Annotated in this window: 13 protein-coding genes; 6 read left to right on the top strand and 7 right to left on the bottom strand. The window is 72.1% G+C overall.

The genetic code is table 11. The features are described from left to right. Positions 1-6 precede the first annotated feature (6 nt). From RBJ65_RS40045 to RBJ65_RS40035, 3 genes are all read right to left on the bottom strand, one after another. Positions 7-912 (bottom strand): glycosyltransferase family 2 protein, encoded by a 906-nt coding sequence (locus RBJ65_RS40045; RefSeq protein WP_306320880.1) that lies wholly within the window; start codon positions 910-912, stop codon positions 7-9. Positions 913-1039: 127 nt separating this feature from the next. Continuing rightward, entirely contained in the window at positions 1040-1594 is a 555-nt protein-coding gene (locus RBJ65_RS40040; protein WP_306320881.1) for a DoxX family protein, read from the bottom strand. 108 nt (positions 1595-1702) lie between these two features. Continuing rightward, positions 1703-2476, bottom strand: a complete 774-nt coding sequence (locus RBJ65_RS40035; protein ID WP_306320882.1) for an SDR family oxidoreductase — start codon at positions 2474-2476, stop codon at positions 1703-1705. 109 nt (positions 2477-2585) lie between these two features. On the opposite strand from RBJ65_RS40035, the gene RBJ65_RS40030 reads away from it, so the two are divergent. Then, positions 2586-4217 (top strand): alkaline phosphatase, encoded by a 1632-nt coding sequence (locus RBJ65_RS40030; protein ID WP_306320883.1) that lies wholly within the window; start codon positions 2586-2588, stop codon positions 4215-4217. A gap of 9 nt (positions 4218-4226) precedes the next feature. On the opposite strand, the gene RBJ65_RS40025 is transcribed toward RBJ65_RS40030, so the two are convergent. Further along, on the bottom strand, positions 4227-5255 hold the full coding sequence (locus tag RBJ65_RS40025) for a Gfo/Idh/MocA family protein (protein WP_306320884.1): 1029 nt from the start codon (positions 5253-5255) through the stop codon (positions 4227-4229). A 71-nt stretch (positions 5256-5326) separates the two neighbouring features. Here RBJ65_RS40025 and RBJ65_RS40020 point away from each other — a divergent pair, with 71 nt between their 5' ends. Genes RBJ65_RS40020 through RBJ65_RS40010 form a run of 3 tightly spaced genes read left to right on the top strand, consistent with a single transcriptional unit; the run spans position 5327 to position 8849 of the window. After that, positions 5327-6688, top strand: a complete 1362-nt coding sequence (locus RBJ65_RS40020) for a multidrug effflux MFS transporter (protein ID WP_306320885.1) — start codon at positions 5327-5329, stop codon at positions 6686-6688. Then, positions 6628-7809: a serine hydrolase gene (locus tag RBJ65_RS40015; protein ID WP_306320886.1), complete on the top strand. Its 1182-nt coding sequence runs from the start codon at positions 6628-6630 to the stop codon at positions 7807-7809. The genes RBJ65_RS40020 and RBJ65_RS40015 overlap by 61 nt, the downstream gene beginning before the upstream one ends. Positions 7810-7829: 20 nt before the next feature. Continuing rightward, positions 7830-8849, top strand: a complete 1020-nt coding sequence (locus tag RBJ65_RS40010) for a small ribosomal subunit Rsm22 family protein (protein WP_306320887.1) — start codon at positions 7830-7832, stop codon at positions 8847-8849. Between the two features lie 131 nt (positions 8850-8980). Here the strand turns inward: RBJ65_RS40010 and ddaH are convergent, their stop codons facing one another. Further along, positions 8981-9802: a dimethylargininase gene (gene ddaH / locus RBJ65_RS40005; protein WP_372341348.1), complete on the bottom strand. Its 822-nt coding sequence runs from the start codon at positions 9800-9802 to the stop codon at positions 8981-8983. A gap of 142 nt (positions 9803-9944) precedes the next feature. Between ddaH and RBJ65_RS40000 the strand changes: the two genes are divergently transcribed. Then, entirely contained in the window at positions 9945-10574 is a 630-nt protein-coding gene (locus RBJ65_RS40000) for a TetR/AcrR family transcriptional regulator (RefSeq protein ID WP_306320889.1), read from the top strand. A gap of 138 nt (positions 10575-10712) precedes the next feature. Continuing rightward, complete coding sequence (locus RBJ65_RS39995) at positions 10713-11462, top strand: bifunctional DNA primase/polymerase (RefSeq protein WP_306320890.1); 750 nt, start codon at positions 10713-10715, stop codon at positions 11460-11462. A gap of 68 nt (positions 11463-11530) precedes the next feature. On the opposite strand, the gene RBJ65_RS39990 is transcribed toward RBJ65_RS39995, so the two are convergent. Continuing rightward, complete coding sequence (locus RBJ65_RS39990; RefSeq protein ID WP_306320891.1) at positions 11531-12511, bottom strand: hypothetical protein; 981 nt, start codon at positions 12509-12511, stop codon at positions 11531-11533. 59 nt (positions 12512-12570) lie between these two features. Next, positions 12571-13416 carry an iron uptake transporter permease EfeU gene (gene efeU / locus RBJ65_RS39985; RefSeq protein ID WP_306320892.1) on the bottom strand — a complete coding sequence of 282 codons (846 nt, stop codon included), beginning with the start codon at positions 13414-13416 and terminating at the stop codon, positions 12571-12573.

The raw sequence follows: 13416 nt of genomic DNA, 5'->3' as shown, positions 1-13416 counted from the left end.
GTAACGTCAGATCAGCGGCGGCCGGCCGAGCCGGGTCATCCGCCACACCGTCCGCCAGCGCATCGGGCGGCGCTCCCCGGCCGAGCGGCGCAGGCCCTCCTTGAAGCCGCCCGCCCAGGCGCGCAGGCCGCCGAGCGACCGCGTACGCAGCAGGGTGATGCCGGTCCACACCGCCAGGTACAGCGGGATCAGGGGGAGGGGGAGGCGGCGGCGGGCCAGCCACACCCGGTTGCGGGCGGTCATCCGGTAGTAGACGGCGTGCCGGGCCGGGGAGGTCTTCGGGTGCTGGAGCAGGAGGGACGGCTCGTAGAGGACCTTCCAGCCGGCGTCGAGCGCGCGCCATGCGAGGTCGGTCTCCTCGTGCGTGAAGAAGAAGTCGGCGGGCCAGTCGCCGGTCTCTTCGAGCATCTTCATCGAGAAGCCGTGGGCGCCGCCGAGGAACGCGGTCACGAGGCCGCGCTTCATCGGGTCCTTCGCGCGCAGCCGCGGCACGTGGCGGCGCTGCGTCTCGCCGGTCTCGTCGGCGATGCGGAAGCCGACGACGCCGAGCTTCGGGTCGGCGGCGTACAGGTTCTGGATCGTGGAGAACACGTCGGCGTCGACGAGCAGCCCGTCGTCGTCCAGCTCCACGGCCACGTCCACGTCGCCGAACTCGCGGAGGCGGGCGAGGGCGACGTTGCGGCCGCCGGGGCAGCCGAGGTTGTCGTCCAGCTCGACCGTCGTGACCTCGAAGGGGTAGCCGGAGTAGGCGGGCAGCGGAGTGCCGTTGCCGATCATGACCACGCGGGTCGGCACCGCGTCCTGCTTGGCCACCGATTCCAGGAGGGCCTCCACGTCCTTGGGGCGGTTGCCCATCGTGACGATGGCCACACCCAGGCGCGGGAGTTCGGTGCTTCGGTGCCTGTCAGTCATGGCGGCGATGGTAGCCGTTCACCTTGTGCGGCCTACCCGTGCGGGGTTGGGTGGACGGCTCCGTCGGCCTACGTCTCGGGGCTCTGCCCCGGACCCCGCTGCTCAATCGCCGCAGGGGCTTGGATGGTTACGCCTCGTCGTCCTTGCGTTTGTTGCGGGATGCCACGATCGCGAGGGCCGCCGCGCCCGCCCCCACCAGCGCCGCCGGCACCATCCAGTGGCGGTCGAGGCGGTGGCCGAGGGCGTGGTCGAGGGAGTAGCGGCCCGCGCCGGTCACCGCGAGGCCCGCCGAGACGAAGCCGAGGAACGCCGGGTACTCGTAGCCGCCGCCCTGCGCGAAGAAGCCGTTGGGGGCGTGCACGGCGGCCGCGCCCGCCATTGTTCCGGCGGCGGCCGCCCCGCCCACCGGAGTCGCGAGCCCGAGCGCGAGCAGCGCCCCGCCGCCCGCCTCGCCGAGCCCGGCGGCGATGGCGCTGGCCTTCGGCGGGTGGTAGCCCATGGCCTCCATACCGGCGGCGGTGCCGGACACCCCGCCGCCGCCGAACCAGCCGAGCAGCTTCTGCGCGCCGTGCGCGGCGAGGATCCCGCCGGTGCCGACGCGCAGCGCGAGCAGCCCCAGGTCGAGGCGTCCGGGGCAGGACGTGCGAGACGACGTAGACGTACGAAAACGTGAGCAGGTCATGACTTCACCGTCCGGTACTCGTCCGGCCCGCACGCGGTGCGCAGGCCCGTTCGAGTGACACTAGTGCAGTGGATCAAGTCCGCGCGCGGGGAGGGCCGGAGCCGTGGATCAGCCCCGCCCGATGTACGGCATGTTCGTCGCGAGGACCGTCGCGAACTGCACGTTCGCCTCCAGCGGCAGCTCCGCCATGTGCCGCACCGTGCGGCCCACGTCCGCGACGTCCATCACCGGCTCCGCCGCCAGCTCGCCGTTCGCCTGCGGGATGCCGCGCTGCATGACCTCGGTCATGTCGGTCGCCGCGTTGCCGATGTCGATCTGGCCGCAGGCGATCCGGTAGGGGCGGCCGTCCAGGGAGAGGGACTTGGTCAGGCCGGTCATGGCGTGCTTCGTCGTCGTGTACGCGATGGAGCGCGGGCGCGGCGCGTGCGCGGAGATGGAGCCGTTGTTGATGATGCGGCCGCCCTGCGGGTCCTGCTCCTTCATGTGCCGGAACGCCGCCTGGGCGCACAGGAACGCCCCGTTGAGGTTGATGTCGACGACCTGCCGCCACGCGTCGTAATCGAGGTCCTCGATGCCCACGCCGCCGGGGCCGAACGTGCCCGCGTTGTTGAAGAGCAGGTCGAGGCGGCCGAACCGGTCGGCCGTCGTCTCGAAGAGGGCCGTGACGTCCTCGGGGCGCGACACGTCCGCGCGCACCACGAGCGCGGCGGCGGCCTCCGGGGCGAGCGCCGCCGTCGCCTCAAGGGTCTCGGTGCGGCGGCCCGCGAGCGCCACCCGCCAGCCCGCGCCGAGGAGTTCGAGTGCGACGGCCCGGCCGATGCCGGAACCGGCGCCGGTGACGACGGCGGTGCGGGACGTGGCGTCCGTTTGCGAAGCGTTCATGAGGCCGCAGCGTACGGGTCGGGTGGCCATACGGAGATCATCGCTCCGCCATGTGGCTGTTGTGTACGCGACGACAGTGCGTCGTCCCGGGCCACTGCAATAACGCTTCATGCCTCACATACCGCAGCACTCCGCCGAACTCCGAGCCGTCGCCCAGCACTTGGGCCGCAGAAGATTCCTCACCGTGACCGGCGCCGCCGCCGCGCTCGCCTTCGCGACCAACCTGCCGACCGCGGGCGCCGCGGCCGCCGCCGAGCTCGACGCCCGGAAGATCACCAGCGACCCGTTCACGCTCGGCGTCGCCTCCGGTGACCCGCTGCCCGACTCCGTCCTGCTGTGGACGCGGCTCGCCCCGTCCCCGTACGAGACCGGCAGCGGTCTGCCCGCCGCCCGCGTCGACGTGCAGTGGGAGCTGGCGAGCGACGAGCGGTTCCGGCGTGTCGTCCGGCGCGGCACCACCACCGCGCACCCCGAGTACAACCACTCCGTGCACGTCGAGGTCGACAAGCTCGCCGCCGGGCGCGTGTACTACTACCGCTTCCGGGTGGGGAGTTGGGTGAGCGAGACGGGCCGTACCCGCACGGCGCCCGCCACCCACGCGCAGGCGGAAGCCCTCACCCTCGCCGCCGTGTCCTGCCAGGCGTACCACGACGGCTACTACACCGCGTACCAGCACCTCGCCGAGGACGACGTCGACGTCGTCTTCCACCTCGGGGACTATCTGTACGAGTACGCCGTCACGGCCGTCGGTGGCGCCCGCAACTACACCGACCGCGTCCTGCCCGGCGTCTTCAACCGGGAGACCATGACGCTGGACGACTACCGGCTGCGCTACGCCCTCTACAAGTCCGACGAGAACCTGCGCGCCGCGCACGCCGCGCACCCCTTCGTCGTCACCTGGGACGACCACGAGACCGAGAACAACTACGCGGGCGACACCGACGAGAACGGCGACCCGCCCGAGGAGTTCCTGCTGCGCCGCGCCGCCGCGTACCGCGCGTACTGGGAGAACCAGCCGCTGCGCCGCCCGCAGGTGCCGAGCGGCCCCGACATGAAGCTCTACCGGCGGCTGCACTGGGGCAGGCTCGCCCAGTTCGACATCCTCGACACCCGCCAGTACCGCACCGACCAGGCCAACGGCGACGGCTGGAAGACGCCGACGCCCGAGTCAGAGGCCGCCTCGCAGACGCTGCCCGGCTTCACGCAGGAGCGCTGGCTCACCGACGGCTGGCGGGACTCGCGGGCGCTGTGGAATGTCGTCCCGCAGCAGGTCACCTTCTCCCGCCGCAACAGTCCCACCGTCGGCAACACCACGCTGTCCATGGACTCCTGGGACGGCTACCCGGCCTCCCGCGAGCGGATCCTGAAGGGCGCCGACGCCGCCCGCGTCGAGAACCTGATGGTCCTCACCGGCGACGTCCACGTCTCGTACGCCATGGACATCAAGCGGGACGCCGACGACCAGGACTCGCGCACCGTCGGCACCGAGATCGTGACGACCTCGATCACCAGCGGCAAGGACGGCGCCGCCAAGCCGTCCAACTGGGCCGGATACCTCGCCCGCAACCCGCACATGAAGCACTACAACGGTCAACGCGGCTACGTGACCGTGGAGTTGGGGCAGGAAGCGGCCCGCGCCGACTTCAAGACGGTGCCCGCCGTGACCACGCCGGGCGCCGCCCTCAGCACGGCCGCGTCCTTCGTGACGGCCGTCGGGGAGCCGGGCCTCAAGCCCGCGTAACTCCGGTCACTACTCGCCGGGATAGCGGACGCCGACCCGTTCCCTGACGGTGTCGAGCGTCCGCATCACGGCGAGCGAACCCTCAAGGGGCACCAGCGGCGACTCCGTGTCGCCCGCCCGGATCCGCCGCATCACCTCGATCGCCTCGTGCCGCATCGAGTCGTGCGGACCGTCCTCGGGCGCCGTCACGAACTCCTCCGGGTCCCGGCCGTCCCGGTGCAGCACGAACCGCTCCGGGGCGAAGAAACCGGCCGGTACGTCGATCCGCCCGGCGGAGCCGGTGACCGAAGCGGTCACCCCCGTACCGGCGTTGATCGCGCAGTGCAGCAGCGCGCGGGCGCCGCCCTCCCACGAGAGCACCATCCCGGTCTGGAGGTCGACGCCCTCCTCCGAGAGCTGCGCCGACGCCAGCACACCGGACGGCTCCCCGAGCAGCAGCTGCGCGAACGACACCGGATACACCCCGAGGTCCAGCAGCGCGCCGCCGCCCTGCGCCGGATCCCGCAGCCGGTGCGCGGGCGGGAAGGGACCGGCAAGACCGAAGTCGGCCTGCACAGTGCGCACTTCACCGATCGCCCCGTCGTCGATCAGCGCCCTCATGCGCCGCACCAGCGGATGGCAGTACATCCACATGGCCTCCATCAGGAACAGGCCCCGCGAGCGCGCCAGCGTCACAAGCTCCGCCGCCTCCCGCGCGTTCAGCGCGAACGCCTTCTCGCACAGCACCGGGCGGCCCGCCTCCAGGCAGAGCCCGGCCGCCTCCCGGTGCGCGGCGTGCGGCGTCGCGACGTACACGACGTCCACGTCCTCGTCCGCCGCGAGCGCGGCCCAGTCGCCGTACGCCCGCTCGATCCCGAAGCGCTCCGCGAACGCCTTCGCCGAGGTCTCCCGGCGCGAGGCCACCGCCACCACCTCGGCGTCCGGCAGATCGAGCAGATCCGCCGTGAACGACGCGGCGATCCCGCCCGTCGCGAGAATTCCCCAGCGCACCCGCTCCACCACCGTGCCCCACCCATTCCTGATGTTGTTCCCGGTCACTCCGCCGAGCTGAGAGCATAGGGAATCGCACAGACGGCCGGGAGAGACGAAAGGGAACGAGGGGCAGCGGGATGAAGGACAGCGGATGTTCCACCGGGAACACCACGGGGGAGAGCGCGACCGGTGAGGACGTGACCGCCAGGGACGCGGCCCGCCGCGGAGCCCCAACTCCCGTACCCAAGGCGGCGGTCGGCGCCGGAGCCGGACTCCTCGTCACCTTCATCCTCGGCGGGCTCACCGCCGTACCGCCGCTGTCCATGGACATGTACCTCCCGGCGCTCCCGGAGGTCACCGGCTCCCTGCACTCCTCGGCGGCCACCGCCCAGCTCACCCTCACCGCGTGCCTGACCGGCATGGCGCTCGGGCAGCTCGTGGTCGGCCCGATGAGCGACAAGTGGGGCCGCCGCAGGCCGCTGATCGTCGGCCTGCTGATCTACATCGTCGCCACCGCGATCTGCGCCTTCGCGCCGAACGCCGCCCTCCTCATCGCCTTCCGGCTGCTCCAGGGCCTCGCGGGCTCGGCGGGCATCGTGATCGCGCGGGCGGTGGTCCGCGACCTGTACGACGGGGTCGCGATGGCCCGCTTCTTCTCGTCCCTGATGCTGATCTCCGGCATCGCCCCGATCGTCGCGCCGCTCATCGGCGGCCAGGTCCTGCGGTTCACCGACTGGCGCGGCGTCTTCGTCGTGCTCACCTTCATCGGCATCGCGCTCACCGCCGTCGTGTGGAAGTTCCTGCCGGAGACCCTCGCGCCCGAGCGGCGGCACGGCGGCGGCACGGTCGCCGCGCTGCGCACCATGCGCGGGCTCCTCGCCGACCGCGTCTTCCTCGGCTACACGCTCGTCGGCGGCTTCGCGTTCGCCGCGCTCTTCGCGTACGTGAGCGCCAGCCCCTTCGTCATCCAGGAGATCTACGGGGCGTCCCCGCAGACGTTCAGCCTCCTCTTCGGCCTCAACTCGATCGGCCTGATCGCGGTCGGCCAGCTCAACGGCAAGATCCTCGTCGGCCGCGTCAACCTCGACAAGGTGCTCGGCATCGGCCTCACCCTCGTCGTCCTCGCCGCCGGCTTCCTGCTCCTCGCCGCGACCGGTGTCTTCGGGAGCCCCGAGGAGCTCGGCCTCGCGCCCATCGCCACCGGCCTCTTCATCCTCATGGCGTCGATGGCCCTCACCACGCCCAACACCAACGCCCTCGCCCTCATGCGCACCCCGCACGCGGCGGGATCCGCCTCCGCGCTGCTCGGCACGGCCTCGTTCCTGATCGGCGCCATCGCATCCCCGCTCGTCGGCATCGCGGGCGAGCACACGGCCGTGCCGATGGCGCTCGTCCAGCTCGCCAGCGGACTCGTCGCGGCCCTCGCGTTCGTGACCCTGTGCCGCCCCTGGCGGCAGCGCAGGAGCAGCGAGGCGGCGGGGGAGGTGACCACACGCTGAACGCGCCAAGACTGCGCCACGGCACCCCCGAGCGGGCGGGCCTCGACGCCCGGCAGCTCGCCGGACTCGTCTCCGACGTGCGCCGGCTGCCCGAAGGGCCGACGCCCTGGTGCGCAGGGGCCGTGCTGCTCGCGGGCCGCGGCCCGGTGATCGCGGCGGAGGCGGCCTGCGGCTGGGCGGTGCGCTACGCGGCGTACGACGAGACGCAGGACACGGGCGTCGAGCTGCCGCCGGTCGCCCGCGTCCCCATGACGGCCAACACCCCCTTCGACCTCGCCTCCCTCACCAAACTCTGCACCTCGATCGCCGCCGTGCAGCAGATCGAGCGCGGCAGACTCGGCATCGACGCGAAGGTCGGCGCGTACGTTCCCGAGCTCACGGCCGCCGCCCGGCACGGCATCACGATCCGCGAACTCCTCACCCACACCTCGGGCCTGCGCCCCGAACTCCCGCTGTACGACGCCAAGGACGCGGCCTCCCGCACGGACCTGCTGCGCGCGGAGGAACCCTCCTCCCCGCCGGGCCAGTACCTCTACTCCGACCTGAACATGCTGCTCCTCCAGCAGGTCCTGGAACGCGTCACCGGCCGCCCCCTCGACGTCCTGGTCCGCGAGGGCATCACCCGCCCCCTCGGCATGACCGCCACGTCCTACGGGCCGCGCCCCGACGCCGCCGCCACCGAGGACCAGCGCCGCCCCTGGGGCAAGGCCGACCGGGGCATGCTGCGCGGCGAGGTGCACGACGAGAACGCGTGGGCGCTCGGCGGCGTGGCCGGGCACGCGGGCCTGTTCTCCACGGCGTACGACCTGGCGGTGCTCTGCCGGGCGCTGCTGAGCGGCGGCTCGTACGGCACGGCCCGCATCCTCGGCCCCGACTTCGTCGACCTGATGCTGGCGGCGCCGGGCCTCGGCTTCCGCGTCGACCAGCCGTGGTTCATGGGCGAGCTGGCGGGACGCGGCGCGGCGGGCCACACCGGGTTCACGGGGACGTCGCTGGTGATCGACCCGGCGACGGACACGTTCCTGGTGCTGCTCGCCAACACCGTGCACCCGCGGCGCCGGGGCCCCGACAACGCGCCGCGCGTGGCGGCGGGGACGCGGCTGGCGCGAGCCGTGATCTGAGCCCTCCGTAGAATCGTGGGGTGAACGCCCCGCTCCAGTCGCCCTCCGACACCCTCCGCTCCGCCCTCGCCGCACTCGTCGACGGCCTCCCGCCCACACAGGCGGCCAAGGCCGTCGACCGGCTGATCGCGAACTACCGGGGCACCACCCCGACCGACGCCCCGATCCTGCGCGAGCGGGCGGACGTCGTGGCGTACGCGGCGTACCGGATGCCGGCCACGTTCGCGGCGGTGCGCTCCTCGCTCGCCGCGCTCGACGACGCCGGCGTCCCGGAACCCGCCGGTCACCTGGACATCGGCGGAGGCACCGGCGCGGCGGTGTGGGCGGCGCGGGACGTGTGGGCGGGGGAGCGCCCCACCACGGTCCTCGACTGGTCGCAGCCCGCGCTCGACCTCGGGCGTGAACTGGCCGCCGCCGAACCGGAGTTGAAGCGTTCCGTACGCTGGGAGCGCGGCCGCGTCGGGGTGGCGGACGCCCCGGCCGCCGACCTCGTCACCGTCTCCTACGTCCTGAAGGAACTGACCGAGGCCGACCGTGCGACCGTCGTCGACGCCGCCGCGGAGGCCGCCGCCGCCACGGGCTCCGTGGTGATCATCGAACCCGGCACCCCGGACGGCTACGCCCGCGTCATCGAGGCCCGCGAACGCCTGATCGCGGCGGGCTTCCGGGTGGCCGCGCCCTGCCCGCACAGCGCGGCGTGCCCCATCGTGCCCGGCACGGACTGGTGCCACTTCTCGGCGCGGGTCGCCCGCTCGTCCCTGCACCGCCAGGTCAAGGGCGGCTCCCTGGCGTACGAGGACGAGAAGTTCTCCTACGTCGCGGCGAGTCGCTCCGCGGTGGATCCGGCGTCGGCCCGGGTCGTCCGCAAGCCTCAGCTCCGCAAGGGGCAGGTGTTGCTCGACCTCTGCGAGGCGGAGGGCCGTCTCCGCCGGGCCACGGTGACCAAGCGGCACGGTGCGGCGTACCGGGATGCCCGCAAGGTGGATTGGGGCGATGGGTGGCCCCACGGTGCCGGTAAATCAAGCCCCGCCGGCGATTGAGGAGCGGAGTCCGGGGCAGCGCCCCGAGGCACCAGCCCCGGGAGCCGTCTGCTCAATCGCCGCAGGGGCTTGGATTGCGGGAGCCGCCTGCTCAATCGCCGCAGGGGCTTACTGGGCCGCAGGGGCTTGATTTACCGGAGCTCAAGGGTGCAGCACTTCACGCTCCCGCCCCCCTTCAACAACTCGCCCAAATCCATCCCCACCGGCACGAACCCCCGCCCCCGCAACACCCCGAACAACCCCACCGCCCCCTGCGGCAACACCACATTCCGCCCGTCCGACACCGCGTTCAGGCCGAAGGCCACCGCATCCGCCTCGGAGGCGATCAACGCGTCGGGAAAGAGCTTCCGCAGCGCCGCCCGGCTCCCCGCCGAGAACGCCCCCGGGTAATACATGACGGCGTCGGCCTCGTCGTCGAGCACCGCCAGCGCCGTGTCCAGGTGGTAGAAGCGCGGGTCGACCAGATCGAGCCCGATCACCGGCCGCCCGAACCACTCCTGCGCCTCCCCGTGCGACAACGGCGAGGCCCTGAAGCCGCGCCCCGCGAGCACGTAGGACGCGGTGACGGCGAAGTCGCCCTCGCCCTCGTTGACGTGCACCGGCTCGTGCACTTCGGCGTAACCGTGCGCCCGGAACCACTCCAGGTGCGCGGCCGCCTCCCCCTCCCGCTCCGGGTGCGCGAACCTGGCGCCGAGCACCCGCCCGTCCACCACGGTCGCGCCGTTCGCCGCGAACACCATGTCCGGCAGTCCGGGGCGCGGGTCGAGCAGTTCGACGGTGTGGCCGAGCGCGCGGTAGCGGCCGACCAGGTCCTCCCACTGGGCGAGGGCGAGCGGGACGTCGACGGGTTTCGTCGGATCCATCCACGGGTTGATCGAGTACGTGACCTTGAAGTGCGTTGGTGGGCACATCAGGTACCGCCTGGGCCTTGAACTGGGCCTGGAACTGGGCAATGAGGGCTCCTCACGACCGCGTAGGTTGTTCGCTTGCGCCCATGGTGCGGTCAGGGTGGCCGTGGCGGCTGTGAACCGATCGGGTGGTTCGCGGAGCGGACGGTCGAGACGCGGCGTCTCGCCCCGCTGCTACATTCGACGCATGCCTGACTCCACCCGCCGCAGCGAACGTTCCCGCCGCGCGATCTACGACGCCGCCCTCGACCTCGTAGGAGAGATCGGATACCCGCGCACGACCATCGAGGGCATCGCCGCGCGGGCCGGTGTCGGCAAGCAGACGATCTACCGATGGTGGGGCTCGAAGGCCGAGGTCCTGATGGAGGCATTCATCGACCTCAACGAGCAGAACCAGGAAGCCGCCGCCGAGCACCACCCCGACGTCCCCCTCAACCCGGCCTCCCTCCCCGACAGCGGCGACCTGGAGGCCGACCTCAAGCTGGTGCTCCGCGCCACCGTCGATGAGCTGAACGACCCCCGCTTCGACGCCCCCGCCCGCGCGCTCGCCGCCGAGGGCGTCGCCAACCGGGAGTTCGCCCAGGAATTCGTCGGAAAGCTCCTCATGCCCGGACTCGACCTGTACGCGGCCCGGCTGCGCGACGCCCAGGGCGCGGGCGACGTCCGCGCCGACGTCGACCCCCTGATCGCCCGCGACCTGTTCTCCGGACCGCTCGCCCAGCGCTGGCTCCAGGAGACGGGCCCGCTCACCCACACGTACGCGGACCGGCTCGTCGAGTACGTCCTGTACGGCATCAGCGCCCGCCCGCGCGGCTAGAACCGCGGCTGGAACCCCGGCGAAAGCCCCCTCACGTACCCCGGATGTGGACTGTGGCCCCCCGGGGCGCAGGATGGTGGGACACTTTTGGTCCAAGGTTCATCTGGACTCGGCACGACGGCGATGGTGAGGGGATTGATGGGCGCGGAGCAGGGCCGCCGATTCGGCGGACAGCCTGAGCGGAAAACCGGGGGATTCGGCCTGGTCTCACGGTGGCTGAGGGCCGCGCGCGGCCCGAAGGACACCGGCACCACCGACGCGGACCGCGAGGGCCTGCTGCTCGCCGCCGCTGCCGCCGGCTTCCCGCTCGCCCCGGCCGCCTACCCCTCCGACTACCGGTGTTCCTGCAACCGCGTCGGCTGTCCGACCCCCGGCAGGCACCCCGTCTCCTTCGCCTGGCAGACGCAGTCCACGACGGACCGCGCGCAGATCGAGCGCTGGGCGAGACATCAGCCGCAGGCCAACTTCATCACCGCGACAGGCATGGTCCACGACGTCCTCGACGTTCCGGCGGAGGCCGGGCACGAGGCGCTGGAGCGGCTCCTCGCCGCCGGGATCGAGGTCGGCCCCGTCGCCGAGTCCGGCGGCGACCGGATGCTCTTCTTCACCGCGACGCGGGGGACGCCGGACCAGGAGGACGAGTGGTGGCCCTGCGAACTGGACTGCCATCCCGAGACCATGGACGAGCACCCCGGCATGCGGTGGCACTGCCGTGGGTCGTACGTGCTGGTGCCGCCGGCCAGGTTGCCGGGTGAGCGGTCGGTGTTCTGGGTGCGGGGTCCGGAGCATCCGCTCCCGGACCCGCTGACGCTGCTGGAGTCGCTGACGGACGCGTGTGCCCGCTACGTGGGCGCGGAGGAACCGGACTTCACATCCGCCTGGCCCTGATCAAGCCCCGCCGGCGTTTGAGGCGCGGGGCCCGGGGCAGAGCCCCGCAACCGCAACGACGGACGCCGTCACTTGCCCTCGGCCGACGTGATCCCCTCGACCCGCGACACCACGTTCACCTTCCCCGACGCCTTCGGCGGATCGACCGCCGCCTGCCCGGAAACGTACCCGTACGTCGCGGACTGCTTCGCCTCGCCGGTCATCAGCGCCTTCACGTCGGCCCCGATCGCGGGCAGGTTGCTCCCCGGGGAAGCGGTCAGCTTCTCGTAGCGGCGGGTGGAGAAGAAGACGAGGGCGCCGCCGTTCTGGGTGCGCAGCGCGACCGGCGCGTAGGCCCCGGAGGTCAGCGGCTCGTCGATGAACTGGATGGCGAGGCCGGGCCGCGAGGCCACCTTGTCGCGGGTCTCGCGCCAGCGCGTGGTGTGCGGACCCGGGGCGAACGCGTCGCCGCCGCTCTTGAGGTACTTGGTGTACTGCTCGCCCATGTCCTTCGGCCGCTGCGCGAGACCGGACGCGTCCGGGTCCACGGCCTCGCCCCAACCGTCCTTGTCCGTCTTGAACTTGGGGACCGTGCCGTCGCGCAGCAGCGACAGGTACGAGACCGCCCACGGCGCGTTCTCGGCGCTGCGCGAGAACACCATGACCCAGCGGTAGCCGTTGACCCGGTTGTTGTCCGAGTTCGTCACGAACCAGCGCGGCCAGCCCGCCTTCTTCGGCACGGTGATCTGCGTGTCGGTGAGCTTCAGCGGCGAGTGCTTCGGGTTGCCGCCCGGATTGAGCGCGCGGCCCGCCTTCAGCTTCGCCGCGTCGATCGCGCCGAGCGCCCCGCTGACGTGCTTGGCGTCGGCGTCGCTGTCGTACGTCTCGTCCGCCTTGTTGTAGGCGTCCACGAACGTGTCGACGGCGCGTGCCGCCTGCGCCTTCGTGGTCGTCGGGACGATCTCCAGCTCCCCGTGCACGGTCACACAGCCGCTCGCGGTGAGGGACAGTACGACCGCGGCCGCCGTCGCCGCGACGGGTCGGACGATCCTGTTCCTGGCCTCGCTCATGACGTTCGATTCACCTTCCGCTCCCCGGCCCCTTGCAGCCCCTTGCACGGGCCCGAACCCTACCGGGAAGAGGAGGCGCGCACTGCCGCGACCCTGCGGGAAAACAGTGCCGGAGGTGCGAAGAACAGGGCGAGGGTCGGGACAAGGTAGACGAACCAGACGGCGACCTGGAGGACGGTCGGGTCTGGCTGGAAGTTGAAGACGCCCTTGAGGAGCGTGCCGAGCCAGCCGTCGGGGGAGATCGTGGAACTGATGTCGAAGGCCAGGTCGTTCAGGCCGCCGATGAAGCCGGCCTCCTGGAGATCGTGGAAGCCGTACGCGAGGACGCCCGCCGCGACGACGACCAGCATGCCGCCGGTCCACGTGAAGAACTTCGCCAGGTTGATGCGGAGCGCGCCCCGGTAGAACAGCCAGCCGAGGACGACCGCAGTGGCGAGCCCGAGCAGCGCGCCGATCACCGGGTCCGTCGTGCCGTTGCTGGTGGCGTGCACCGCGGTCCACACGAACAGCGAGGTCTCCAGGCCCTCCCGGCCCACCGCCAGGAACGCGGTCACGACCAGCGCCACCGTGCCCATCCGCAGCGCGCTGTCCAGCTTGCCGTGCAGCTCCGCCTTCAAGTGCCGGGCGGTGCGCCGCATCCAGAACACCATCCACGTCACCAGGCCCACCGCCACGATCGACAGCGAACCGCCGAGCGCCTCCTGCGCCTGGAACGTCAGCTCCTGCGAGCCGAACTCAAGGCCCGCGCCGAAGCCGAGCGACAGGAGGATCGCGACCCCGACCCCGGCCCACACCGGCTTCAGCGCGTCGCGCCGCTCCGTCTTCACCAGATACGCGACGAGAATGCAGACGACGAGGCTGGCTTCGAGCCCTTCACGCAGCCCGATCAAATAGTTCGCGAACAC

This window comes from Streptomyces sp. KL109B (genome assembly GCF_030766935.1).
In the GTDB taxonomy this organism is placed as follows: Bacteria; Actinomycetota; Actinomycetes; order Streptomycetales; family Streptomycetaceae; genus Streptomyces.
The sequence above is the reverse complement of the archived record's forward strand: the minus strand, read 5'-3'. Positions and strand labels throughout refer to the sequence as shown.